Genomic DNA, 24,624 nt, shown 5'->3' on the forward strand with positions numbered 1-24,624 from the left:
TTTCGTATTGCAGAGAAATGTCATACATGTTACAGAAATGTTTCATTCTTCTCTTTAAGGTAATTATAAAAGGTATACTGTGCCCTGACCGGTGCAGCACTTGCTTTGAATTTGAATATGTTATTCAGCTTTTCGTCAACGAAGCAGGCCTTTTGATTGTCTGATAGCTGGATATGCAGCATGTCGACGATTTCTTCCCGTAATTCACTGTCGAGGACAGGCACCACGGCTTCTATTCGCCGGTACAAGTTTCGGCGCATCCAGTCGGGTGAACCCAGATATACTTTGGGATGTCCGGCGTTACCGAAATACCAGATGCGGGCATGCTCCAGGAAACTGTCTACAATACGGGTGACACGTATGTTACGGCTGTATTCCTGTCCGGGGATCAGGCAACAAATGCCCCGCACAATCAGGTCTATTTTTACACCCCTTTGTGACGCTTCATAGAGTCGGTCAATCATGATAGGGTCCTGCAAGGCATTCATCTTCAGAATAATCCTGCCGCCTCTTCCTTTCTCGGCCAGTTCGATCTCCTTATCGATCAATCGGTTTAGTTCGGGAATCAGATTGAAACGGGCCACGAGCAGCCGGGTGAACTTGGGATTTTCTTTACCGCGCAAGGTACGGAAGAGGTTGGTAAGGTCATGTACGATGACCGGATTGCTGGTGAATAATCCGCAGTCCGCATATAGCGTTGCTGTCTTTTCGTTGAAATTGCCGGTACTGATGTAAGCATAGCTGTGAATCTTTTCTCCGTTGAAACTACGGCGACGTATAAGGGCCACTTTGGCGTGAACTTTCAGTCCCGGTATACTATATATGATATTGATGCCGGCAGCTTTCATCATTTCGGCAGTGGCAAGATTATTTTCTTCATCAAAGCGGGCTTTGAGTTCTACAAATACCGTTACTTTCTTGCCATTCTGTGCCGCGGCAATCAAGGTATTGATGACAGCCGAATTTTCCGCTACCCGATATTGCGTCACCATGATCTCCCGGGTCTCGGGATTGTGCACGGCTTCGTAAAGGAAATGAATGAAATGGTCGAAAGAGTGGTAAGGGTAGTATAATAACAGATCTTTCTTTTCTACGTAACTGAAAATAGACTCCTTATCATTCAGCCGGTTCAGTTTCATCGGTACAGGTTTCTCCATCCGGGGAATAGAATGGCTGGGATTGGGCAGATGGCGCAGGTCTTCCAGATTCAGATGTTTGTCTCCCGGTACCAACTCTTCACGTTGGATTCGGAAGGCATCTACCAGAAAGTCCAGAAAATCGTCAGGCATGGCACGGTCATATACAAAACGGCATACGGCACCTATCTTGCGTTTTTTAATCTTTTTCTTTACTTGCTCCACCAAATCGACGCTGCTGATGGTATCGTCTATCATGATGTCGGCATCTCTCGATATCTTGATGCAATAACTACAGTCCACTTCGTAGCCCGGGAAGATGACACCAATATTGGCTTTGATGATATCTTCGATAAACATCAGGTAATAATATTTCCCATGTTTGGGCAGTTCGATGAAACGGGGCACTTTACTATATGGCAGTTTCATTACAAAGTATTGCAAATGGTTGGCATCTTCTTTCTTTGTGCCTTTCAGAAACAGGCGGACAGCCAGATAGAGCCGGTTGTCGCGTAGAAAAGAGATCACTTTGTCTTTGGATACCGGTACCGGTTGCAAGTAGGGAAATATCTCTTCGCGGAAAAAGTCTTTTACGAACTGCTGGTGAAAAGGCTCAACGTTACGGCTTTGGTAAAAGATGACATGGTTTTTGCGTAATGCAGGTATAATCTTCTTTTCATAAATGTGGATACGGTCTTCCAGTTGCCGGTTCACTTCCCTGTTGATTTCTTCCAGCAAAACCTTGGCTGATTGCTGAGATTCTTCTGACCCTTCTGTTACGCCGGAGGCGACAGCTTTGTGGTCGGCTACTCTGATTTTATAAAATTCTTCCAGGTTGGAAGAATAAATAGAGATAAAATTGATACGTTCGTAGAGTGGCAATCGATCGTTATCAGCTTCCAGAAGTACCCGGTAGTTGAATGACAGCCAACTGATATCTCTCTTAAAGTATTGGTATTTGTTTCCCATTTGCATATAAGGTTTGCCCAAATATAGTTACCTTTGCAGAGATAAACAAAGAAAGTATGACAAAAGTTGGCTTATTGTCCGACACACACGGCTGGTGGGACGAAAAATACTTGCAATATTTTGAAACTTGCGATGAAATCTGGCATGCCGGAGATATTGGTTCAGTGGAGGTAGCGCAGAAATTGGCGGCTTTCCGCCCTTTCCGTGCTGTGTATGGTAATATTGACGGGCAGGAAATTCGCCGGATGTTTCCTCAGGTGAATCGTTTTACGGTGGACGGTGCCGAAGTGCTGATGAAGCACATCGGGGGATATCCTGGAAATTATGACCCGTCTGTCAAGGGAAGCTTATTGGTGCATCCACCTAAGTTGTTTATCAGCGGACACTCGCATATATTAAAGGTAAAATATGATAAGACACTGGACATGCTTCATATCAATCCCGGTGCTGCGGGAATGTCCGGATTTCATAAAGTACGTACAATGGTCCGTTTTGCCATAGATAATGGTGTGTTCAAGGATTTGGAAGTGATTGAACTGGCCGGTTAATAAATTTGTATTTTTATTTTGTCACGTCAGATTTCTTTCCGTTCTTTGTCACAGGTTTGAGAGATGTAAGCCATAAGCAATGTGCTACAAATTACAAGTAACTGTGCGAGATACTTATGTATTGTTTATTACAGTATGTAACCTGTAGCCCGTAACTCATAATGTTCAAAATATGAAAGGAATTATTCTTGCCGGTGGCAGTGCCACCCGACTCTATCCGCTGTCAAAAGCCATATCGAAGCAAATGATGCCGGTGTATGACAAGCCGATGATATACTATCCGCTTTCTACATTGATGTTGGCCGGAATACGGGAAGTGCTGGTTATCTCTACTCCCCGTGACCTGCCGTTGTTCCGTGAACTTCTGGGTACCGGTGAGGAGTTTGGAATGTCCTTTTCATATCAGGTGCAAGAACAGCCGAATGGACTTGCTCAGGCTTTTGTATTGGGAGCTGACTTTCTGGATGGCGAACCGGGTTGCCTGATATTGGGAGATAATTTGTTTTATGGGCAGGGTTTCTCAGCCATGCTTCGCCGGGCGGCTACTCTTGAGAAGGGAGCTTGTATCTTTGGATATTATGTGAAAGATCCTCGTGCTTACGGAGTAGTGGAGTTCGATGAAAGTGGAAAGGTGATTTCGTTAGAGGAAAAGCCGGCTGTACCTAAAAGTAACTATGCGGTACCCGGACTTTATTTTTATGATGCCACGGTGACGGAAAAGGCACTTGCTCTGGAACCTTCTGTCCGGGGGGAATATGAAATAACTGATTTGAATAAATTATATCTCGGTGAGGGAACGCTGAAAGTGGAACTTTTCGGGCGCGGTTTTGCCTGGTTGGATACGGGAAACTGCAACAGCCTGCTTGAGGCATCCAACTTTGTAGCCACTATTCAGAATCGCCAAGGGTTTTATGTGAGCTGTATTGAAGAAATAGCTTGGCGTAACGGATGGATTTCTTCATCCCAATTGAAAGCTCTGGGCGAGAAGTTGGGAAAAACCGAATACGGTAAATATCTGATAGACTTAGCAAATTAATAAATCAATCATAAAGAATATGAAAACTTATCTTGTAACCGGTGCTGCCGGATTTATCGGTGCCAATTATCTGAAGTATATTCTGGCTAAACACAGCGATATCAAAGTGGTAGTGCTCGATGCACTGACTTATGCCGGAAATCTCGGAACAATTGCAAACGACATTGATAACGAACGTTGCTTTTTTGTAAAAGGTGATATTTGTGATCGTGAACTGGCTGACCGTCTTTTTGGTGAGTATAAATTTGACTATGTAGTTAACTTTGCTGCCGAAAGTCATGTAGACCGTAGCATTGAGAATCCGCAACTGTTCCTGATGACCAATATTTTGGGAACACAAAACCTGTTGGATGCGGCACGTCGTGCATGGGTGACCGGTAAGGATGAATACGGGTATCCTACCTGGCGTAAAGGAGTACGCTATCATCAGGTATCTACCGACGAAGTTTACGGTTCGCTGGGGGCTGAGGGGTATTTCCATGAAACAACTCCACTCTGTCCGCATAGCCCTTACAGTGCATCGAAGACCAGTGCCGATATGGTGGTTATGGCTTATCATGATACGTATAAGATGCCGGTGACCATCACCCGCTGTTCAAATAATTACGGCCCTTATCATTTTCCGGAGAAATTGATTCCGCTTATTATCAAGAATATTCTTGAGGGTAAGAAACTTCCGGTGTACGGCGATGGCAGCAATGTGCGCGACTGGCTATACGTAGAAGATCATTGCAAGGCCATCGATTTGGTAGTTCGTGAAGGACGTGAAGGTGAAGTGTACAATGTGGGTGGACATAACGAAAAGACAAATCTTGAGATAGTGAAGTTGACCATTGCGACGATTCACCGCCTGATGTCGGAACATCCCGAATATCGTGAAGTATTGAAGAAGAAAGAAAAGAATGCCGATGGTGAAATCTCGGTTGACTGGATCAATGAAGACTTGATTACGTTTGTAAAGGACCGTCTGGGTCATGACCAGCGCTATGCCATTGATCCGACGAAAATCACCAATGCCTTGGGATGGTATCCCGAAACGAAATTCGAGGTGGGCATTGTGAAAACAATTGAATGGTATCTGAATAATCAGGAATGGGTAGAAGAAGTTACCAGCGGTGATTATCAGAAATATTACGAACGGATGTATAGCAAACGTTAACCGTTTATAATCAGTCCTATTGATAGTAGGATCCCCATAAGCAGCATATTTCGCGAAGTTTCGCCCAATATGCTGTTTAGCTTTTTACCGCTGTGTATCTGTACCATCTTTCTCCAGGTCCGGATATGAAAAAACAGGTAAAACTGAGGCAGGAGAGTCGCATATAAATGTCCGCTGAATAAAAACCAGAAACAGAGCCAAGCGGCTATGATGCCGAGCAACAGATAGAAATATCTTCCGAAAGGTTCACCGAAACGAACTACAACCGTCTTTTTCCCGCTTTTCCGGTCGGCATCCCGGTCCCGGTAATTATTAACTACCAGTAATGTATCTACAATCAGTCCGCACACCAATGAAGCAACCGTAACGTCCGGTGTCCAGTTGAGGGCCTGTACATAATAAGTACCTCCTACCGGGACAAAACCAAAAAACACGATGACTAATACGTCTCCCCATCCTTTGTAGGATAACGGGTAAGGACCTGTGGTATACAGGAAAGCAAATAATACACATAGCGCACCTACAAGGATCAATTCCCAGCCGCCATATAATAGGAGGCTACAACCAATCAGGCAGGCGAGGGCTACTGTTATGAATATGCCCTTCTTCATGGCGTTCGCCGAAATCCAGCCTTGTGCACAAGCACGTTCCGGACCGAGGCGGTCTTCCCGGTCGGTGCCTTTCAGAAAGTCAAATAAGTCGTTGATAAAATTGGCGGCAATCTGCATTAAGCCGGCAAACAAACAACAGATTAATGCCGGTATCCAACTGAATTTTCCGTCGGCATAAGCCAATGCACAACCAATCATTACCGGGGTAATGGCACCTGCCAATGTTTTGGGACGGGCAGCAAGTATCCATGCCTGTAACGAGTTCCGTCTTACTTCTTCCATTCTCTTTTTCTATATAATTCGTTTCAAGAGAACAAAGATAGGGCAAAAAAATGTATATTTTTGCTTTTTTGCCTATCTTTGCGCTCCTGATATTAGAGAATATGAAGAAAACAATATACTTATTGGCGGTACTTTTATTGCTGCTTTCGTCCTGTAAATCAAAGAAAAACCTGGTTTCTCCGATTGCTCGTCCGGTATTGAATACCGATTCCATTCGTCCGGACAGTTCCGATGTAGTGGCCCGGTTGTTCGCTCCTGATACTTCCGGACTCAAAAAACTTTCTGCCAGACGGAAAGCAGCGGAAAAGGGGCAGGTTGCCTCTTCCGGGATAACGCGTTCGATTCCGCCTGTTGTAGCCCGGGGAACAAATATCACCAGTTCTGCTGTCAGTGTATCTTCTGTTTATCCGGGGATCGACCGGGTGAAAAGATACGAGTTCACCCATCGTGATGTTCCTGAAGCCTTTGATGGTTTCCGTATTGCCTTTATTTCGGACTTGCATTATAAAAGCCTTTTCAAGGAGAAAGGGCTGGAGAGTCTGGTACGTTTGCTTAACGCACAGCATGCCGATGTATTGTTGATGGGAGGTGATTATCAGGAAGGGTGTCAGTTTGTACCCGAACTTTTTGCGGCATTGGCTAAAGTGAAAACGCCGTTGGGTACTTATGGTGTGATGGGAAATAACGACTATGAACGTTGTCATGATGAAATTATCCGTGAAATGAAACGTTATGGCATGCGCCCTCTTGAACATCAGCTTGACACGTTGAGGCGCAATGGTGAGCAGATTATTCTGGCCGGTGTACGTAACCCGTTTGATCTTGCCAATAACGGTGTTTCTCCTACTCTGTCCCTCCCTCCGGCCGATTTTGTGATTCTGTTGGTACACACTCCTGATTATGCCGAAGATGTGTCTGTCGCTAATTCTGATCTGGTGCTGGCCGGACACACGCATGGAGGACAGGTACGTATTTTTGGCTATGCTCCCATCATTCCTTCGCATTATGGCAGTCGGTTCCTGACAGGGTTGAAATATAATTCAGCTAAAATTCCGATGATTGTAACCAATGGGATCGGTACTTCAAACAAGAATATCCGTATTGGAGCACCGGCCGAAATTGTGATGATTACATTGCATCGTTTGCGGAATGAATAGCTTTGATTTTCGTGTACACAGCCGGGTGAAGGAAATAGCGCACATCTTTTCCGGCAGCCAGAGCTTGACGGATAAAGGTGGAACTGATTTCGAATATCGGAGAATGCGCTAAGTGTACGTTCGGGGGTAGTTGTGAGGCATCTACCGGAAAACCGGGACGAGGATAAACGAGTATTTTATTTTCTGAGACAATACGTTCCGATTCGAACCATTGGTCAAATACTTTCCAGTTGTCAGAGCCTATAATCAGTTGGAATTCCCTTTCGGGATATACTTCTTTCAGACGGTTGAGTGTGTGGACAGTATAGGAGGGACGAGGTAAATGAAATTCAAAATCGGATGCACGGAATCGTGGATATCCTTCAATAGCGAGCTGTACCAGTTGCAGGCGCAGCTCGTCAGACCATAAATCTGCCTGCTTTTTGAAGGGGCTGTGCGGAGTGACCATAAACCAAACTTCATCCAGCCCTTCAAACTCGCACAGATAGTTGGCAAGTGCCAAGTGTCCGATGTGTATCGGGTTGAAAGAGCCGCTGAAGATTCCGGTTTTAGTTTTTTTCATATGCTATAATCACAAATAAGAGAACACAGATCTTATTCCGCATCGATACCCAGAAACTCTTTAATCACTTTTAATGCCTGTGCCTTGGCTGTTGCCAGGTCATCATTGATGATTACTTTGTCAAATTTCGGAGCAAAGCTTAATTCATATTCGGCTTTGGCTATTCTACTTTCAATGACCTCGGGAGCATCTGTGCCACGCCCGATCAGGCGGCGACGTAACTCCTCGATACAAGGGGGCTGGATAAAAAGTGAAAGTGCACGGTCACCATAGAATTTTTTTATATTGCAACCGCCCACCACATCTACATCGAACACTACGTTCTGGCCGGCAGCAAGCTGTTTCTCTACCTGTTCTTTTAAAGTTCCGTAAAATCGATCGGTATAAACTTCCTCGTATTCCAGAAATTCATTGTTTGCAATGCGTTGGCGGAATTCGTCGGGAGTGAGGAAAAAATATTCTACTCCATGCTTTTCATTTCCTCGTGGCGGACGGCTGGTAGCTGAAATGGAGAATGCAAGATTCAGCTGCTGGCCCAACAAATAATTTATAATTGTCGACTTGCCCGATCCGGAAGGAGCAGAAAAGATGATGATTTTGGCTTCACCCTTTTGAGGTGGGGTAGTTATTCTTTCTGTTAAATTCATAATCTGTCGTTGTTACATCACATTCAGCACTTGTTCTTTGATCTGTTCCAGCTCATCTTTCATCTGTACCACAATCTTTTGCATTTCAGCATGATTCGATTTGCTGCCGAGCGTATTGATTTCACGTCCCATTTCCTGAGCGATGAATCCCAGCTTTTTACCTTGTCCGTTACCGTTTTCAAGGGTACTGATGAAATATTTCAGGTGGTTGCTCAAGCGTTGTTTCTCTTCATTGATGTCGAGTTTCTCAATGTAGTAAATCAGTTCCTGTTCAAGACGGTTTTTATCATAATCTACGCTCAGTGTTTTTTCCAGCGCATCTGTGATTCGTTCTTTAACTTTATCCACCCGTTCTTTTTCATAAGGTGTTACCGATTCAAGTAAACGATGAATGTTTTCAATCTTTTCACGGAACTTCTTTTCAAGGGCGGCACCCTCCTGCTTACGGAAATCTACTAAATGTGAAACAGCTTCTTTGACGGTTGCATATACTATTCCCCATTCTTCCTCGCTTAACTCCTGTGTTTCGGTACGTGTCATCACGTCCGGCATGCGGAGCAGAGTCTGAAACCAGTCAGTGGGTACTGCAATGTGGAGGTTTTCGGAGATAGCTTTGATTTGGTTATAATATCCTTCTACCAATACCTGGTTGATGGGAGTGGCGGCTTCTGCGCACTCTTTCTTTTCCACCCAGAGGCTGAAGTCAACTTTTCCACGTTCCAGCACACGTGCAATTTCATTGCGGAGTTCCATCTCTTTTTCACGGTATGCCGGTGCGATTCGTGCCGACAAATCCATCGCTTTACTATTGAGCGATTTTATCTCTACATTAATCTTCTTATCGGGAAGTTCGGCAGTTGCTTTGCCATATCCCGTCATGGATTGTATCATATTACCAAAAGTTTTGTGCAAAAATACGGGATAATTTTAAGATAACCGCTGTAAATGGATAAAAAAGACATTTTGTTTAATCGGGCGGCACGGCTCTTTCATTTACTCCGCCTTCCTCCCATACAAAAAACACGTTTCGATCTTCCATCTTCCACCTTTGAGAATGCATGTCGTTGATTGTGAGATGTGTATATTGGTGGAAGATACGGTTTTTATGCCATTTATCTTCCACCCCCATCTTCCACCCGCTGTTTTAGGGGGTATTTCAGTAGTAACGATTTGGAAAACAAATGGATATGTCCAATTTCTTATCCGTTAATCTCTCTAAAAGCATTTCATTTCCCTTACTCTCTTTAGTGCAAATGGTCGGATCTTTATCTCAGCCCGGGCATGCGGGCTCATCGGCCTGGGTATGCGGGCTCATCAGCCCGGGTATGTGGGCTTATTAGCCCAGGTATGCGGGCTGGGATAAAGAGTTGTATGACAATGGTTAATCTACTACACTTCTCCGGTAATAGTCGGCCGGATTCTTTCTTAAAAAAGAAACAACGAAACGCTGCTTCCGCATCGCTGTGTGCGAATGGAGGGTTTTGTGGGGGGGAGACAAGGGAGGAAGACGGTTGTTAAATGAAAGAGCCGTGGTCCGGCGGAGTATCTTTGGTTTCTGCCGAACTTTCGTGATAAGCCTTTTCGAGCATTTTATCCAATAGCGAAGTCAGTTGCTGGCAACTCTCTTTTATCTGTTCCGAACATTCTGCCTTTTGGATGGACGAAAGTGAAGTGCCTACTATCAGTTGAGTCTGTTTGTTGATGTGATTGAGAGGAATGTGTACATCGTTATACATCGACCGGATGAAGTTCGATTGCATTCGTTCGCTTTCCTGAGCCTTTTGGGTCTGGCACAGCAACTCTTTTTGTAGTTTGCGGGTACGTTTCAGGTTGATTGAAAGATAAACAGTAAAGCCGATGACAACGAAAGTCAGTAGGATGGTACTGTAAAAAGCAATGTTCCTGATTCGGGTAATAATGTCCGCTTTTTCCAGTTCCAGTTGTGCGACTTCATTTTTTACCTGTATTTCTCCAAGTTCGCCGAGTTGTTCTTTACGGGTCAGTGAATCGGCCAGAAACATAGCCCGGTCGTAAACCTGACAGGATTCTTCGGCACGCCCCATTTCCCGGAGTAATTTGGCTTTGGTCTTATAGTGCGTCACCGAGGCCGTATTGATAGCCTTACCGGTTTCTACCATCTGGATCAGTGAATCACAAAAGGCGAGTGCTTGTGGATATTCGCCCAGACTACTGAAATAACTTTGACTTAAATCGTAGAAAAAAAGTTTATTGCGTAACAGGGCATCTCCTTTTCCGTGACGGACGTAGTTACAATAACGCAGATAATATTCATGTGCTTTCTGTCGCCCTATCAGTTGATGGTTTAGCATCAGTTGCTGGTAGCACAGCACATATAAACTGTTTTTGTAGAAGTAAGGGCGCCGGCGGATTACATCTTCCCGGCTGAAATATTCATCCAGTCTTTGCAAGTACTGGTTAGATACTTCCATCAGGCGTTTGCTGTCTTTCAGGCTGCGGTAACTCACGCTTAGCATGATATATAGATTGCCTGTAAAGTTTTTGCGGGCAGTAGGTGGAAAACCCTCTGCCAAATTCCATCCTTCTTCCCAATAGGGGAGGGCATTTTTATAATCTATATTTTCGGTCATAGCCATTAACAGATAGTGGATCACTCCGGTGAGGAATAAACGTTCGGCCTTTTCATAAGGCGTTTCCGACTCTTTCCGGTCGTTCAGTTCCTGCTGTATCCGGTTGCAGACTTTTACCCTTTCTTCCCGGGGAGCAAGTTGAAGGAGCCGGGCTTTATAAGTCATTTTGTAATAGGTGGCAAGTCCCTCTTCATCTGAGTTTTCCAGCAGCTTTTCTGCTTCGTTCAGCAGAAGGGTAAGTGAATCTTTCTTTTCCGGATCCTGCATATAGTGAATGGTGAGTGTGCTGAGAGATGCGCCGATGGCCATTTTATCGTCCGCTTTCTTCCCTTCTGTGTAAAGTTTCCGGGCGATTTCCAATTCATCGGTTGAGGAATCGGACAGGTCTAATATATTGATTAATAATTCGGCACGTTGGGTAGGCTCTTTCGTCTTTTGCAGTATGTTTTGTAAACTGTCCTTGATCGAAGGGGCGGCTTGGGATATTGTTACAATGAATAGCAATATAATCCAGATGTAGTATTTCTTTTTCATTTCTTAGCGTTCTCCATCGGTAGGGTAAATATAAAGCGGGATCCTTTCGTATACGTCTTGTCAATGTAGATATCTCCTTGCATGTGCCTGATGATCAGTTTACAAAGGTAAAGTCCCAATCCGCTTCCTTGCCTGAAAGTATCCAGTTTGGTGAAGCGCCGGAAAACATATTCGTGCTTGTCCGTCGGTACTCCACATCCCGTATCTGTAACACTGACCATCAGCATCTTCCGTCTGCTGTCTTTCCGGCAACTGAGATTGATGAACCCCTGAGTCGTAAACTTATTGGCGTTGTTCAGCAAAGCCCGGAGCAATAAGCTAAGATATTGCGGGTGGGCATAGACTTTATAATCGTTCTCCGGTAAATTGAGTTGATAATCTATTTCCGGTTTTCCTTCCGTTTCTTCCAGATATTGCATTTCGAGACGGCAATAGTGGTTTATTTCTATAGGTTTCAGTGTGAGACTTGCTGTCAGGCTATCCAGATTGGCCACTTCTACCAGGCTATGGAGCAGTGAGGTGAGCAGACGGGTGTTTTCCTGAATAATAAGCTGGTAATCCTTTTGTTCTTCGGGAGTAGAGAAATCATCGCTTAATATTTCGGAGAAGCCGTTGATAGAATTGAGCGGTGTACGTATTTCGTGACAGATGGATTTGATAAAAGATGCTTTCACCTCTTCGCTCTCCTGTGCTTTGATGCTCTGTTGCAATACCTCTTTCTGAAGTCTTTGAGTCTTGGCCAGTGTCTGGTAGTAATATAAGCTGATGCAGATAGCTATGAACAAGATGCATAGGGCAAAGATGAAAGCTACCTGACGCTTTTCTGACTGCAAATTTATTTTTTCAAGTAATAATGTATTTACATCATGTTTCTGGCGGAGGGAGTCGACCTGTGCACCATACTCTTTCTTAATTAGTGAGTCGGAAACGATCATTGATCGGTCGTAGGCTGCGCAAGCCTCTTTATATCGGTGAAGACAACGCAACAGATGCCCTCTGTTCTGGTAAATTTCGACGATGTTGATGTTTTCCGGAGCTTTTCCTGCTTCTATGCTGCGGATTAGTGAGTCATGCCGTGCGAGTGCTTTTTCTTTTTGTGCTTGGGTGAGTGACAGGTAATAACTGTCGGAAAGGAATTTCCTCTTTGCAGGTGTACCGTAGTCACTGTACTTTTCTGTCGGGCTGTCATTTGACAAAACGGCAAAATGCTTCGTTTCGCTTGATTCTGTAGCTTGTACGGTCGTCCGGATACCTGCCAACTCTACAAATAATAACAGCATTATATAGTAGCACGCCTGTTTCATCTCTAATTTTAAAACTTGTTATATTTATCTTTTGCTTGTATAAAATAGTCTGCTAAAGTACGCAAAAACTTAATTTAATGCAATGATTTTGAATGGAAATGCGCTTTATTTATATCTCGGTGCGGTAATCTGAAAATAATCATGTAAATTTGCGTCAATTTAATAATCTGATTATTATGTCGTGTATCCTACATATTGAAACCTCTACCGCTGTTTGTTCGGTAGCTGTGAGTGAAGATGGGCAGAATATTTTTGTGAAAGAGGACCTTAAGGGGCCTTCACATGCCGTTTCGTTGGGAGTATTTGTAGATGAAGCATTGTCTTTCATCGATAGTCATGCTATTCCGTTGGATGCGGTTGCCGTCAGTTGCGGTCCCGGATCGTATACCGGATTACGTATCGGTGTTTCAATGGCAAAGGGCATTTGTTACGGGCGTAATGTCCCGTTAATCGGTATTCCTACACTGGAGGTACTGAGTGTACCGGTATTGCTTTATCACGAATTGCCCGAAGACGCACTGATTTGTCCGATGATCGATGCCCGGAGAATGGAGGTATATGCGGCTATATACGACCGTGCGCTGAATGTGAGGCGTGAGATTTCAGCCGACATTGTAGACGAAAATTCTTATCTTGAGTTTTTAGAGAAGCACCCGGTTTATTTCTTTGGGAACGGAGCAGCAAAGTGCCGTGAAAAGATTACGCATCCCAACGCGCATTTTATTGACGACATCCATCCATTGGCAAAGATGATGTTTCCACTTGCCGAAAAAGCGATTGCTATTAATGATTATAAAGATGTGGCTTATTTTGAGCCCTTCTATCTGAAAGAGTTTGTGGCTTCCCAACCCAAGAAGTTACTTTGATACTTTTCAACCCTTTGGATTTTCTATTTTCAAATTAAAATTTAACTACATGCAGTATAATACTCAACAGAAAAGAATGCCGCTGCCCGAATATGGGCGCAGTATCCAGAATATGGTCGATTTTGCATTGACTATACAAGACCGTTCCGAACGCCAGCGTTGTGCCAATACCGTTATCAATATCATGGGTAACATGTTTCCTCATTTGAGAGATGTACCCGATTTCAAACATAAGCTGTGGGATCATCTGGCCATTATGTCAGACTTTAAGCTGGATATAGACTATCCTTACGAGATTATCCGCAAGGACAATCTGGTGACGAAACCCGATTCGATTCCTTATCCGAGCACTAAGATCCGTTATCGCCACTATGGCCGTACACTGGAAGTGTTGATTAAAAAGGCATGTGAGTTTCCGGAAGGGGACGAAAAGAAGAATCTGGTAGCCCTTATCTGCAATCACATGAAGAAAGATTATATGGCTTGGAACAAAGATACGGTGGACGACCGGAAGATCGCTGAAGATCTGGCTGAATTCTCAGGAGGTAAATTGCAGATGGATGACGAGATTTTGCGTTTGATGTCTGAACGTATTGCCCAGAATTATCGTCCGCGTACGAATAACAACAATAACCAGAGAAATAATAATCAGAGAAGAAAATTCTAAGCAAGGAGATTATTATCATTAATCATTAACCACTAATCACCTAAAACATGGCTTCATTTGTAATCGAAGGAGGACACAGGCTCAGTGGGGACATTCATCCGCAAGGTGCCAAAAACGAAGTGTTGCAGATTATCTGCGCTACGTTGCTTACCGCCGAAGAAGTGACAGTAAATAACATCCCGGATATTCTGGACGTCAATAACCTGATTCAATTGATGCGGGATATGGGAGTAACGGTGGCGAAGACAGGTGTCGATTCATATAGCTTTAAAGCTGAAAATGTAGATCTCGCTTATCTGGAGAGTGATGAATTCCTGAAGAAATGTTCCAGCCTGCGGGGATCGGTGATGTTGATCGGACCGATGGTTGCCCGTTTTGGCAAAGCAATGATATCCAAACCGGGCGGAGATAAAATCGGTCGTCGGCGATTGGATACGCACTTTGTGGGGATCCAGAACCTGGGAGCTGACTTTGCTTATAATGAAGAACGTGGTGTATACGAGATTTCGGCACAAGAGCTGAAAGGTACTTATATGCTGCTCGATGAAGCCTCTGTTACCGGAACAGCCAATATAGTGATGGCTGCCGTGCTTGCCAAAGGGATGACTACGATTTATAATGCCGCTTGTGAACCTTATTTGCAGCAGCTTTGTAAAATGTTGAACCGGATGGGAGCAAAAATCAGCGGCATAGCTTCGAACCTGCTGACGATTGAAGGGGTGGACGAACTCCATGGAACGGATCATACCGTATTGCCGGATATGATTGAAGTAGGCAGTTTCATCGGTATGGCTGCAATGACCCGTAGCGAAATAACCATTAAGAATGTCTCTTACGAGAATTTAGGCATTATTCCTGAAAGTTTCCGTCGGTTGGGCATTAAGCTCGAACAGAGAGGAGATGATATTTATGTACCGGCTCAGGACTGTTATCAAATCGAATCTTTTATCGACGGATCTATTATGACCATTGCCGATGCTCCCTGGCCGGGGCTGACTCCGGACTTGTTGAGTGTCATGCTGGTAGTGGCTACCCAGGCGAAAGGGAGTGTGCTGATTCATCAAAAGATGTTCGAAAGCCGCCTCTTCTTTGTGGATAAGTTAATTGATATGGGGGCCCAGATCATTCTTTGCGATCCGCACCGTGCAGTCGTTATCGGTCATAATCATGGATTTACTTTGCGGGGTGGCAATATGACATCTCCCGATATACGTGCCGGTATCGCCTTGCTTATCGCTGCGATGAGCGCCGAAGGTATCAGCCGGATTCATAATATCGAGCAGATAGACCGCGGATATCAAAATATCGAAGGTCGACTCAACGCTATCGGTGCAAGAATTACACGAATATGATAAAAAGAGAAGATGTATACAAGATAGGCTTGTTCAATAAGCCACACGGCATACACGGCGAATTGTCGTTTACCTTTACGGATGATATTTTTGACCGGGTGGACTGCGATTACCTGATTTGCCGGCTGGATGATATCTTTGTTCCCTTTTTTATAGAAGAGTACCGCTTTCGGTCCGACTCTACCGCTTTGGTAAAACTTGAAGGGGTGGATACGGCCGAACGTGCCCGGATGTTTACCAATGTGGAAGTCTATTTCCCGGTGGAGCATGTAGAAGAGGCCGAACCGGGAGAACTGTCATGGAGCTTTTTTGTGGGTTTTCGGGTGGAAGATGTTCGCCACGGTGCTTTAGGTGAGGTGACAGACGTAGATATATCTACCGTTAACACTTTGTTTGTGGTGGACCGGGATGGAGATGAACTGCTGATTCCGGCACAGGAAGAATTTATAGCCGGTATTGACCAGAAACACAAAATCATTACAGTCGATTTGCCCGAGGGCCTGCTGTCTTTGGACGAGTGCGATGATGAAGAAAGTTAAATAGCATAAAGAAACAGGCGGCAAGTAAAGCGAAATGCTTACATTTGTACGCTATATCCTATAATAATGCCGAAAAAGAAACGCAGTAAAGCTTTTTGGAACAATATTAAGTTCAAGTACAAACTCACTATCATCAACGAGAATACGCTCGAAGAGGTGGTGGGACTTCATGTATCCAAGTTGAACGGGCTTTCCGTGTTACTTTCGGTTCTGACCCTGCTTTTCCTGTTTGCTGCTGCCATTATCACTTTCACCCCTTTACGCAACTATTTGCCGGGATATATGAACAGTGATATTCGTGCGCAGGTTGTAGAGAATGCCTTGCGGGTGGATTCTTTGCAACAGCTGGTGGACCGTCAGAATATGTATATCATGAATATACAAGATATTTTCAGCGGAACAGTGCGGGTGGATACCGTACAGTCAATGGATTCACTGACCACTATGCGTGAAGATTCGTTGATAGCCCGTTCCGAACGCGAAGAAGCTTTCCGTCGCCAATATGAAGAGACCGAAAAATATAATCTGACCTCTATTACCTCTCAGCCCGATGTGAACGGATTGATTTTCTATCGTCCGACCCGTGGTATGATATCCGATCATTTTAATGCTGAGAAGAAACATTTTGGAACCGATATTGCCGCTAATCCCAATGAAAGTGTTCTGGCTACCCTTGACGGTACAGTCATATTGAGTACTTATACGGCCGAAACCGGTTACCTGATCGAGGTACAGCATAACCAGGATTTTGTATCAGTCTATAAACATTGCGGTTCGTTGCTGAAGCGTGAGGGAGATACTGTGAAAGGCGGTGAAGCAATTGCTTTGGTCGGGAATAGCGGAACGCTCACTACCGGTCCGCATCTCCATTTTGAACTTTGGCACAGAGGACGGCCGGTTAATCCTGAAAAATACATTGTATTCTAATAATGAACGAGATAAAGAAAAAACAAATAGCTATCTTAGGTTCTACGGGCTCTATCGGTACACAGGCCTTACAGGTTATCGAGGAGCATCCCGAACTGTATGAAGTTTATGCACTGACTGCCTATAATAAGGTAGATCTCCTGATAGCTCAGGCACGTAAGTTCCTGCCTGAGGCTGTGGTTATAGCTAACGAAGAGAAATATGTACAACTGAAAGAGGCCCTCAGCGATCTGCCTGTTAAAGTTTACGCCGGTACTGCCGCTTTATGCCAGATTGTAGAGTCCGGTCCTATCGACGTCGTACTGACAGCTATGGTAGGCTATGCAGGGCTGAAGCCGACCATGAATGCCATTCGTGCCGGAAAAGCGATTGCGCTTGCCAACAAGGAGACGCTGGTTGTTGCCGGAGAGCTGATTAATCAGTTGGCACAGCAATACCGTACACCGATTCTTCCTGTCGATTCTGAACATTCAGCCGTGTTTCAGTGTTTGGCCGGAGAGGTGGGCAATCCGATCGAGAAAGTAATTCTGACTGCTTCCGGTGGTCCTTTCCGTACATGTACCATGGATCAGCTGAAAACCGTGACGAAGGTGCAGGCATTGAAGCATCCGAATTGGGAAATGGGAGCCAAGATCACCATTGATTCTGCTTCGATGATGAACAAAGGCTTTGAAGTGATTGAAGCTAAATGGCTGTTTGGAGTACATCCCAGTCAGATAGAGGTGGTAGTACATCCGCAGTCTGTTATCCATTCGATGGTACAATTCGAGGATGGAGCCGTAAAGGCCCAGTTGGGTATGCCGGATATGCGTCTGCCTATCCAGTACGCTTTCTCTTATCCGGATCGTGTCAACTCGTCTTTTGACCGGCTTGACTTTTCGAAATGTACGAACCTTACTTTTGAGCAACCCGATACCAAGCGGTTCCGTAATCTGGCCTTGGCTTACGAATCGATGTATAGGGGAGGGAATATGCCCTGCATTGTCAATGCGGCTAATGAAGTGGTAGTGGCTGCTTTCCTTCGTGATGAAATCAGCTTCCTCGGCATGAGTGATGTGATAGAACAGACCATGGGGCAGATATCTTTCGTACAGACTCCTACCTATGATGACTATGTGGCAACCGATGCGGAAGCGCGCCGGATTGCCCGTGAATTAATTTGTAAATAAATAAATTGTAAATAATCTGATGGAAACATTTTTAATCCGTGCCCTGCAATTGATTATGAGCTTATCTTTGCTCGTCATCATTCATGAAGGGGGGCACTTTCTCTTTGCCCGCCTGTTTAAGGTACGGGTAGAAAAATTTTGCTTATTCTTTGACCCTTGGTTCACACTATTCAAATTTAAACCTAAAAAAAGTGAGACAGAATATGCTGTCGGCTGGCTGCCTTTGGGAGGTTATGTCAAGATTGCCGGTATGATTGACGAGTCAATGGATACGGAGCAGATGAAACAACCCGAACAACCATGGGAGTTCCGCTCCAAACCTGCATGGCAGCGCCTGTTGATTATGGTAGGCGGCGTGTTGTTCAACTTCCTCCTGGCCTTGTTCATCTACTCGATGATTCTGTTTAAATGGGGAGATCAGTACGTTCCCGTGCAGCAGGCACCGTTGGGTATGGAGTTTAATGAAACAGCTAAGGCTGTCGGCTTTCAGGATGGAGATGTTCTGTTGTCAGCCGATGGAGTTGACTTTGTACGTTATGACCCGGATATGCTTAGCCAGATTGCCGATGCTCGTGAGGTGACCGTGTTGCGTGAGGGTAAAAAGGCTTCTGTGTATATTCCCGAAGATATGATGCAACGCCTGTTGGCTGACAGTGTTCGTTTTGCTGAATTCCGCATTCCTTATGTAGTAGACAGTGTGATGGTCAATTCACCTGCGGCAATGGCCGGTATCCAACAGGGAGACAGTATCATTGCCCTTGATGGAAAGTCGATTTCTTATTCGGACTTCCTGATGGCTATGGCTGACCGAAGAAAGAATGCAGCAGCATTACAGAAAGATAGCCTCGATCCGCACCAGATCACGTTGACTTATGTACGCGACGGAAAGACAGATATGTTGACTGTGGTCACTGACTCTGCTTTTAAGATGGGAGTAGGGATCAATAAGTATACAGATCAGCTTCTTCCTGTTATAAAGAAGGAGTATGGCTTTTTCGAATCATTCCCTGCCGGTGCGGCGTTGGGGGTGAAGACGTTGAAAGGTTATGTGGGTAATATGAAATATCTCTTCTCCAAGGAGGGTGCCAAACAGTTGGGTGGTTTCGGAACCATCGGCAGTATTTTCCCTGCAACCTGGAACTGGCATCAGTTCTGGTACATGACCGCTTTCCTGTCTATCATCCTTGCGTTTATGAACATCCTGCCTATCCCTGCACTGGATGGTGGACACGTACTGTTCTTGTTCTATGAAATCATTGCCCGCCGCAAGCCGAGTGATAAATTTATGGAATATGCACAGATGACGGGTATGATCCTGTTGTTCGGTCTCTTGATTTGGGCAAATTTCAATGATATACTGAGGTTCTTCTTTTAGACGGAAGTAACATCTTATAAATAAACTACGAGCTGCAAGTGATTGCGTGATTATTCCGCGGATACTTGCAGCTCGTGGTTTATGATCGTTAATGGTAGTTTTTTATATTTTCAGCATCTTCTTTTCTCTCTCCAGATCCGATTCATCCAACTTGGGTGACGGTACTGTACAGGTTTTTATGTAGTCGCCTTCCTGGCATGTATAGTTATAATAGATCTCTTCTTCCGGTGTCAGTTCCGCTTTGGGAATCAGTCTGCCTTCCATTTTCAGAAATGCGTCTATATCCGTGCTGTCCGATTGCTTCACCAGGACGATTCTCCGCGCTATCGGGTTGTGGTTGTAGTCCAGGCATAGATACAATCCCTTTAGCATGTTGGGATATTCATAATGTGGCAGTTGCAGATAAATGGTGACCATGGCAAACTGTGGCAGTTCCCGTTCGTTGAACATCAGATAGGAGTTTTGATGATTGCTGATGATGCCGCTTCCCCAATGTACCGATTTATAAGCATTGATCATGCCTACTTTGACGTAATCATTATTCTCTGATGCGCAGATCAGATAGGGTTCTGCCTTGAGACTGTCAGTCGATGAAGAGAGACTGTAACTCAGATATGTACCGCTATAATTATACACTTCTTCTACAGACCCCTGCATTTCTTTTTCCAGGAGTTTCAGGAACGTATTTCCCATGTTGTTTGTTTCCTGATCGGGTTCCAGGTCGAACAAGCGCTCCTTCATTCCGCTCAGATTGCCAAGCAGGCGTTTTTTCGACACATTGTTCACCAAAGCCAGTGCTTCGTCCAGTGCCTCTTCCTGTGTTTTGGTTTTTTGCAGATTCAGGTAAGCAGGAAGTACACTCGAATAGAGTGCGGACAACACACTGGGGGCCATATTGATCCAGTCGGCTATTTCCTTCATTTTCACTCCGTTGTTACGGAGGTATTCTATTCTTTTGTATATCTCTTCAAGTTCGTTCATGGTATATCGACACGTTGTTTGCATTGCAAATATATGACTTTTGGATTATATAATCATGATATGAATGTTACATTAATATTTCAGCAGAACCCTGCAGAATATGAATGAAATGAATCCTGCAAATTCATTTTTGCTCTGTCCGCTATGCCCTACATTTGCACCGGATTCAAAAACAAGGAAAAATAGATATAAAATGAAAAAGATTGAATGTATCATTATGGACTGGGCCGGAACTGCGGTCGACTACGGATGTTTCGCTCCGGTGGCCGCCTTCATCAAGGCCTTTGCCGAAAAAGGGCTGACGATTGACGTCGTGCAAACCCGCAAACCGATGGGGTTGCCCAAGATTCAGCACATTCGTGAACTGCTGACTATGCCCGAAGTGAACGAGCAATTCACTGCCCGCTATCAGCGTGACTGGACGGAGGAAGACGTGGTGGAACTGAACCGGCTGTTTGAGAAATATCTTTTTGCTTCTCTGAAAGAGTACACAGATCCTATTCCGGGTGTAATCCCTACCTTGGAAAAACTCCGTGCCGAAGGACTGAAGATAGGCTCTACTACCGGTTATACGCGTGAAATGATGGACGTGGTGCAACCTGCGGCTGAGGCTAAAGGTTATCGTGTAGACTATTGTGCTACTCCGAATCTGCTGCCTGCCGGACGTCCGGCTCCGTATATGGTTTTCGAGAATCTCACAAAACTGGGCGTGCCGTGTCTCGATACCGTGGTTAAAGTAGGTGATACCATTGCTGACATCAAAGAAGGTGTCAACGCTAAAGTATGGAGTGTGGGAATCGTGTTGGGCAGTAATGAAATGGCACTTACTGAGAAGGAGGCCGGCAGTCTGTCCGGAACTGAACTCGAAGCCCGCGTCTCCGAAGTCAAAGAACGTATGCTGGCTGCGGGAGCCTCTTACGTCATTCGTAGCATCGAAGAACTTCCCGTGCTGATTCAAACTATTAATTCAAAACTCAATTCTTAAAACGATATGAAACCTTATTTGTTATTAACTCCCGGACCTCTTACCACATCAGAAACCGTAAAAGAAACCATGATGACCGACTGGTGTACATGGGACGAGGATTATAACCTGCACATTGTGGAGGAAATGCGTAAACAACTGGTAGGCATTGCCACTTGCAATACGGAGGAGTACACTTCCGTACTTTTGCAAGGTAGCGGCACTTATTGTGTGGAAGCAGTTATCGGTGCTGCCATCGGAAAGAACGATAAACTTCTGATTTGCAGTAATGGTGCTTATGGTGACCGTATGGGAAATATTGCCGAATATTATCATATCGACTATGATCTCCTTGCTTTTGAAGAAACGGAACAGGTATCGGTAGACTATGTGGACGATTACCTGAGCAATAACTCAGACATTACTCACGTGGCTTTCGTTCACTGCGAAACGACTACCGGTATCCTGAATCCGTTGAAAGAGTTGGCACATGTCGTGAAAATGCATGGTAAGAAGCTTATTGTGGATGCTATGAGCAGCTTCGGAGGTATCCCGATGGATGTCAGTGAACTGGGAATCGATTTCCTGATCAGCAGTGCCAATAAGTGCATCCAGGGTGTGCCGGGTTTTGGATTCATCATTGCCCGTCGTTCCGAGCTGATGCGTTGCAAAGGAGTTGCCCGCTCACTTTCACTCGATATTTATGACCAGTGGGAGACAATGGAGAAAGGACATGGCAAATGGCGCTTCACTTCGCCCACCCACGTGGTGCGTGCATTCAAGCAAGCTCTTACCGAACTGATTGAAGAGGGAGGAGTAGAGGCGCGCTACCGGCGTTATTGCGAGAATCACCGGGTATTGGTGGAGGGTATGCGTTCGCTGGGATTCAAGACTTTGCTCGATGATGCCATCCAGTCGCCTATCATCACTTCCTTCCTTTACCCGAAAGCAGGATTCGATTTTAAAGATTTCTATACTGCTCTGAAAGCTAAGGGATTTGTTATCTATCCCGGAAAAATCTCAAAAGCGGATACTTTCCGTATCGGTAACATCGGAGATGTACATCCGGAGGACTTTGCCCGCTTGGTAGAAGTTGTGAGAGAGACTGAATACTAATGAATGATTATTGAGTTTTTGTCTTTAACGTAGAAGGTTGTGAAAGCCGCATACTACTCACTACTGCTGCGACAAAAGCAAATCCGCTGCCTGCTATCAGACAGACCGCTGTACTTTTTTCGTGTACTACGAAACTGAAGAGTAAAGCAACCAGCGTTGTACCGAATGTCTGTCCTAAAAGCCGTGCCATACCCAACATTCCGCTGGCTCCCCCCGAACGTTGTGTAGGGGCGGAAGAGATGATTGTACTGTTGTTGGGCGTCTGGAAAATACCGAAACCTGCACCGCAAAGCATCAATCGCAGAATGATACTGATGACCGATGAATCTGCTGTTAATGTAGATAAAGAATAGAGCCCGATGCAGAATAAGGCCATACCGATACTGCCCAGTATGCCGGGGTGGATGCGCTCCACAAGGTATCCGGCTGCCGGTGCTGTCACCAATGTGGCGATGGGCCACGGAGTCAGCAGCAATCCCGTCATTACTTCGCTGTATCCCAGTGAGTTTTGCAGGAAAAAAGGAAGAGAAACCATAGCCAGCATCTGTGCCGTGAACGAACAGATGGAAGTCAGGATCGATAACCTGAAGATAGGTATTCCCAGCAGGTCGAGCGGTAAAAGAGGGGATGGCTGGTTCAGTTGCCTGTGGACATAATACGTGCCGACAATGGCCAATACAGCCAGTTGGATGGCTATATAATCGTTTTTCTCGTGATGGGCAAATCCGTCCAGTGTATAGATAAGCAGTCCGAAGGTGATAGCGTTGGCTATGGCACTGAGCTTATCGAATTTCCGGTTGGAACATTCTTCTTTTCTCGGCAGGTACTTGCATCCCAATATCAGGGCTGCAAGCCCCAGAGGGACATTGATGGCAAACAACCAATGCCACGAGGCGATGGAAAGAATGCCGCTTGCCACCGAAGGTCCGGCTGCAGCCGATATGGCCACTACCATGGCATTGATCCCCATTCCTCTTCCTATCTGATTTCGGGGATAGATGGTACGTAACTGGGCAGTGTTGACACTCGTGATGGCTGAGGCGCTGAAGCCCTGGAAAATGCGGGCAAGGGTCAGAGTCCAGAACGAATGGGAGAGGGCGCATATCAGGGAAGTGACTATGAACATGGCAATGCCTGAAAGAAAGATCTTCCGGTATCCGTATATTTCGCCTAACGACGAAAACGAAAGCAGCGATATCACAATGGCGAGCTGATACCCGTTGATGATCCAGGTTGTGACCGCAGGTGAAGTTCCGAAGTCGTGCGAGAGGGTCGGGAGTACTACATTGATGATATTGATGTCGAGCACCGACATACATAAGGCGAAAGAGATGCCGACAACTGCCCAGATGCGGCGATGGAGGGGGAGACCGTCAGTTTCGTCAATTTCCGAAGTTTGTGTAAGCTGAGCCATAAAGAACCTTTTAAAAGAACTGCCACAAAGGTAAACAAAGTCAAGCTTCTTCGGTTTGAGAGGACAATGATATATAAGTTTTTTTAATTCATGAATTTCAGCGAGGCATGTAGCGGAAGTCTTTTTCAATACGGATGACACAGATTTACACTGGATTTTATTGTTGATAATCAGCAAAATGAATCAGCAATCCATGTAAATCTGTGTCATCTGTAGTTCTGCTTCCGATACGCCTTCATGTGTATGTCAGCCTGATAATCCTCTGATTGCTGCTACCTCTGAATTCCAGATGTGGAGAGTAAAGTTCTTGTCTGAAGCGTCCGTCCACCAATACATCTATATAAGGTAGTACGGCAGCCAGTGCCGGATCTGCCTGAATCTCTTCGTACGTATATCCTGTATAGCACCAGATATTCTGTCCTGTCTCTTCTTTTATCCTCCGGATAAGCGGAAGAAACGCTTCCGGGTTGTAAAGGGGATCTCCGCCGGAGAAAGTCACGCCATCCAGTAACGGATTCGAATTGATTTCACGGATGATGCAGTCCAGACGCTTTTCTGTCAATTCATCTCCGGCCTGCGGATTCCAACTTTCCGGGTTATGACAACCCGGGCAGCCGTGCCGGCAACCTGCCAGATAGATGGAATACCGGATACCTTCTCCGTCGACAATCGTTTCCGGATATGTATAAAGTATATTCAT

23 protein-coding genes are annotated in these 24,624 nt (G+C 45.1%); 13 read left to right on the forward strand and 10 right to left on the reverse strand.

Annotation, left to right across the window (positions count from 1 at the left end; translation table 11 throughout):
- Nucleotides 1-29 precede the first annotated feature (29 nt).
- A complete protein-coding gene (locus tag KO473_RS08560; RefSeq protein WP_032531956.1) occupies nt 30-2,105 on the reverse strand; it encodes an RNA degradosome polyphosphate kinase in 2,076 nt (691 codons plus the stop codon).
- A gap of 56 nt (nt 2,106-2,161) precedes the next feature.
- On the opposite strand from KO473_RS08560, the gene KO473_RS08565 reads away from it, so the two are divergent.
- From KO473_RS08565 to rfbB, 3 genes are all read left to right on the forward strand, one after another.
- On the forward strand, nt 2,162-2,653 hold the full coding sequence (locus tag KO473_RS08565) for a metallophosphoesterase (RefSeq protein ID WP_005808255.1): 492 nt from the start codon (nt 2,162-2,164) through the stop codon (nt 2,651-2,653).
- Nucleotides 2,654-2,825: 172 nt separating this feature from the next.
- Nucleotides 2,826-3,689, forward strand: a complete 864-nt coding sequence (gene rfbA, locus KO473_RS08570) for a glucose-1-phosphate thymidylyltransferase RfbA (protein WP_005808254.1) — start codon at nt 2,826-2,828, stop codon at nt 3,687-3,689.
- A 19-nt stretch (nt 3,690-3,708) separates the two neighbouring features.
- Entirely contained in the window at nt 3,709-4,848 is a 1,140-nt protein-coding gene (rfbB, locus tag KO473_RS08575; protein WP_005781217.1) for a dTDP-glucose 4,6-dehydratase, read from the forward strand.
- Here the strand turns inward: rfbB and KO473_RS08580 are convergent.
- A complete protein-coding gene (locus tag KO473_RS08580; RefSeq protein ID WP_005781215.1) occupies nt 4,845-5,741 on the reverse strand; it encodes a 1,4-dihydroxy-2-naphthoate polyprenyltransferase in 897 nt (298 codons plus the stop codon). The two genes, rfbB and KO473_RS08580, sit on opposite strands and share 4 nt — an antisense overlap.
- A gap of 101 nt (nt 5,742-5,842) precedes the next feature.
- On the opposite strand from KO473_RS08580, the gene KO473_RS08585 reads away from it, so the two are divergent.
- A complete protein-coding gene (locus KO473_RS08585) occupies nt 5,843-6,898 on the forward strand; it encodes a metallophosphoesterase (RefSeq protein WP_122130382.1) in 1,056 nt (351 codons plus the stop codon).
- On the opposite strand, the gene nadD is transcribed toward KO473_RS08585, so the two are convergent.
- The 5 genes from nadD to KO473_RS08610 all read right to left on the reverse strand — a co-directional run bounded on the left by nadD (nt 6,870) and on the right by KO473_RS08610 (nt 12,554).
- Nucleotides 6,870-7,460 (reverse strand): nicotinate (nicotinamide) nucleotide adenylyltransferase, encoded by a 591-nt coding sequence (nadD, locus tag KO473_RS08590; protein WP_005821613.1) that lies wholly within the window; start codon nt 7,458-7,460, stop codon nt 6,870-6,872. The two genes, KO473_RS08585 and nadD, sit on opposite strands and share 29 nt — an antisense overlap.
- 32 nt (nt 7,461-7,492) lie before the next feature.
- Entirely contained in the window at nt 7,493-8,107 is a 615-nt protein-coding gene (gene gmk, locus KO473_RS08595) for a guanylate kinase (protein ID WP_005781211.1), read from the reverse strand.
- A gap of 12 nt (nt 8,108-8,119) precedes the next feature.
- On the reverse strand, nt 8,120-8,998 hold the full coding sequence (locus tag KO473_RS08600; protein WP_032539757.1) for a YicC/YloC family endoribonuclease: 879 nt from the start codon (nt 8,996-8,998) through the stop codon (nt 8,120-8,122).
- A 623-nt stretch (nt 8,999-9,621) separates the two neighbouring features.
- Nucleotides 9,622-11,250 carry a histidine kinase gene (locus tag KO473_RS08605; protein WP_122130363.1) on the reverse strand — a complete coding sequence of 543 codons (1,629 nt, stop codon included), beginning with the start codon at nt 11,248-11,250 and terminating at the stop codon, nt 9,622-9,624.
- Complete coding sequence (locus KO473_RS08610) at nt 11,247-12,554, reverse strand: sensor histidine kinase KdpD (protein ID WP_122130362.1); 1,308 nt, start codon at nt 12,552-12,554, stop codon at nt 11,247-11,249. Before KO473_RS08610 ends, KO473_RS08605 begins: the two co-directional genes overlap by 4 nt.
- A gap of 176 nt (nt 12,555-12,730) precedes the next feature.
- Here KO473_RS08610 and tsaB point away from each other — a divergent pair, with 176 nt between their 5' ends.
- From tsaB to rseP, 7 genes are all read left to right on the forward strand, one after another.
- Nucleotides 12,731-13,420, forward strand: a complete 690-nt coding sequence (gene tsaB / locus KO473_RS08615; RefSeq protein WP_005808245.1) for a tRNA (adenosine(37)-N6)-threonylcarbamoyltransferase complex dimerization subunit type 1 TsaB — start codon at nt 12,731-12,733, stop codon at nt 13,418-13,420.
- A 49-nt stretch (nt 13,421-13,469) separates the two neighbouring features.
- Nucleotides 13,470-14,087, forward strand: a complete 618-nt coding sequence (locus KO473_RS08620; protein WP_005781202.1) for a DUF4290 domain-containing protein — start codon at nt 13,470-13,472, stop codon at nt 14,085-14,087.
- 47 nt (nt 14,088-14,134) lie between these two features.
- Nucleotides 14,135-15,439 carry a UDP-N-acetylglucosamine 1-carboxyvinyltransferase gene (gene murA / locus KO473_RS08625; RefSeq protein ID WP_005808243.1) on the forward strand — a complete coding sequence of 435 codons (1,305 nt, stop codon included), beginning with the start codon at nt 14,135-14,137 and terminating at the stop codon, nt 15,437-15,439.
- Nucleotides 15,436-15,978 carry a ribosome maturation factor RimM gene (gene rimM / locus KO473_RS08630; RefSeq protein WP_122130361.1) on the forward strand — a complete coding sequence of 181 codons (543 nt, stop codon included), beginning with the start codon at nt 15,436-15,438 and terminating at the stop codon, nt 15,976-15,978. Before murA ends, rimM begins: the two co-directional genes overlap by 4 nt.
- A 66-nt stretch (nt 15,979-16,044) precedes the next feature.
- The gene (locus tag KO473_RS08635) at nt 16,045-16,905 is read left to right on the forward strand and encodes a M23 family metallopeptidase (RefSeq protein ID WP_005821606.1); all 861 of its coding nucleotides are present in this window, start codon (nt 16,045-16,047) and stop codon (nt 16,903-16,905) included.
- 2 nt (nt 16,906-16,907) lie between these two features.
- Nucleotides 16,908-18,074 (forward strand): 1-deoxy-D-xylulose-5-phosphate reductoisomerase, encoded by a 1,167-nt coding sequence (locus KO473_RS08640; RefSeq protein WP_216035102.1) that lies wholly within the window; start codon nt 16,908-16,910, stop codon nt 18,072-18,074.
- Between the two features lie 19 nt (nt 18,075-18,093).
- On the forward strand, nt 18,094-19,449 hold the full coding sequence (gene rseP, locus KO473_RS08645) for an RIP metalloprotease RseP (protein ID WP_122130360.1): 1,356 nt from the start codon (nt 18,094-18,096) through the stop codon (nt 19,447-19,449).
- 102 nt (nt 19,450-19,551) lie between these two features.
- Here rseP and KO473_RS08650 read toward each other — a convergent pair whose 3' ends face one another.
- Nucleotides 19,552-20,430 carry a hypothetical protein gene (locus KO473_RS08650; RefSeq protein ID WP_005808233.1) on the reverse strand — a complete coding sequence of 293 codons (879 nt, stop codon included), beginning with the start codon at nt 20,428-20,430 and terminating at the stop codon, nt 19,552-19,554.
- Nucleotides 20,431-20,623: 193 nt separating this feature from the next.
- On the opposite strand from KO473_RS08650, the gene phnX reads away from it, so the two are divergent.
- Nucleotides 20,624-21,415: a phosphonoacetaldehyde hydrolase gene (gene phnX, locus KO473_RS08655; protein WP_122130359.1), complete on the forward strand. Its 792-nt coding sequence runs from the start codon at nt 20,624-20,626 to the stop codon at nt 21,413-21,415.
- A 6-nt stretch (nt 21,416-21,421) separates the two neighbouring features.
- Nucleotides 21,422-22,510, forward strand: coding sequence for a 2-aminoethylphosphonate--pyruvate transaminase (phnW, locus tag KO473_RS08660; protein ID WP_122130358.1), 1,089 nt, complete (start codon nt 21,422-21,424; stop codon nt 22,508-22,510).
- Between the two features lie 7 nt (nt 22,511-22,517).
- On the opposite strand, the gene KO473_RS08665 is transcribed toward phnW, so the two are convergent.
- Together KO473_RS08665 and nrdG are read right to left on the reverse strand one after the other, a co-directional pair.
- Complete coding sequence (locus KO473_RS08665) at nt 22,518-23,924, reverse strand: MFS transporter (RefSeq protein WP_122130357.1); 1,407 nt, start codon at nt 23,922-23,924, stop codon at nt 22,518-22,520.
- Between the two features lie 235 nt (nt 23,925-24,159).
- Nucleotides 24,160-24,624, reverse strand: a complete 465-nt coding sequence (gene nrdG / locus KO473_RS08670) for an anaerobic ribonucleoside-triphosphate reductase activating protein (RefSeq protein ID WP_005781186.1) — start codon at nt 24,622-24,624, stop codon at nt 24,160-24,162.

This window comes from Bacteroides sp. HF-4919 (assembly GCF_018860125.1).

Coding starts and splice junctions, on each gene's coding strand:
- KO473_RS08585 (WP_122130382.1), top strand. CDS start 5,843: ATGAAGAAAACAATATACTTATTGGCGGTACTTTTATTGCTGCTTTCG.
- KO473_RS08665 (WP_122130357.1), bottom strand. CDS start 23,924: ATGGCTCAGCTTACACAAACTTCGGAAATTGACGAAACTGACGGTCTC.
- nadD (WP_005821613.1), bottom strand. CDS start 7,460: ATGAAAAAAACTAAAACCGGAATCTTCAGCGGCTCTTTCAACCCGATA.
- murA (WP_005808243.1), top strand. CDS start 14,135: ATGGCTTCATTTGTAATCGAAGGAGGACACAGGCTCAGTGGGGACATT.
- KO473_RS08650 (WP_005808233.1), bottom strand. CDS start 20,430: ATGAACGAACTTGAAGAGATATACAAAAGAATAGAATACCTCCGTAAC.
- KO473_RS08635 (WP_005821606.1), top strand. CDS start 16,045: ATGCCGAAAAAGAAACGCAGTAAAGCTTTTTGGAACAATATTAAGTTC.
- phnW (WP_122130358.1), top strand. CDS start 21,422: ATGAAACCTTATTTGTTATTAACTCCCGGACCTCTTACCACATCAGAA.
- tsaB (WP_005808245.1), top strand. CDS start 12,731: ATGTCGTGTATCCTACATATTGAAACCTCTACCGCTGTTTGTTCGGTA.
- rimM (WP_122130361.1), top strand. CDS start 15,436: ATGATAAAAAGAGAAGATGTATACAAGATAGGCTTGTTCAATAAGCCA.
- KO473_RS08610 (WP_122130362.1), bottom strand. CDS start 12,554: ATGAAACAGGCGTGCTACTATATAATGCTGTTATTATTTGTAGAGTTG.
- nrdG (WP_005781186.1), bottom strand. CDS start 24,624: ATGAATATACTTTATACATATCCGGAAACGATTGTCGACGGAGAAGGT.
- rseP (WP_122130360.1), top strand. CDS start 18,094: ATGGAAACATTTTTAATCCGTGCCCTGCAATTGATTATGAGCTTATCT.
- phnX (WP_122130359.1), top strand. CDS start 20,624: ATGAAAAAGATTGAATGTATCATTATGGACTGGGCCGGAACTGCGGTC.
- KO473_RS08560 (WP_032531956.1), bottom strand. CDS start 2,105: ATGGGAAACAAATACCAATACTTTAAGAGAGATATCAGTTGGCTGTCA.
- KO473_RS08600 (WP_032539757.1), bottom strand. CDS start 8,998: ATGATACAATCCATGACGGGATATGGCAAAGCAACTGCCGAACTTCCC.
- gmk (WP_005781211.1), bottom strand. CDS start 8,107: ATGAATTTAACAGAAAGAATAACTACCCCACCTCAAAAGGGTGAAGCC.
- KO473_RS08580 (WP_005781215.1), bottom strand. CDS start 5,741: ATGGAAGAAGTAAGACGGAACTCGTTACAGGCATGGATACTTGCTGCC.
- KO473_RS08620 (WP_005781202.1), top strand. CDS start 13,470: ATGCAGTATAATACTCAACAGAAAAGAATGCCGCTGCCCGAATATGGG.
- KO473_RS08640 (WP_216035102.1), top strand. CDS start 16,908: ATGAACGAGATAAAGAAAAAACAAATAGCTATCTTAGGTTCTACGGGC.
- KO473_RS08565 (WP_005808255.1), top strand. CDS start 2,162: ATGACAAAAGTTGGCTTATTGTCCGACACACACGGCTGGTGGGACGAA.
- rfbB (WP_005781217.1), top strand. CDS start 3,709: ATGAAAACTTATCTTGTAACCGGTGCTGCCGGATTTATCGGTGCCAAT.
- rfbA (WP_005808254.1), top strand. CDS start 2,826: ATGAAAGGAATTATTCTTGCCGGTGGCAGTGCCACCCGACTCTATCCG.
- KO473_RS08605 (WP_122130363.1), bottom strand. CDS start 11,250: ATGAAAAAGAAATACTACATCTGGATTATATTGCTATTCATTGTAACA.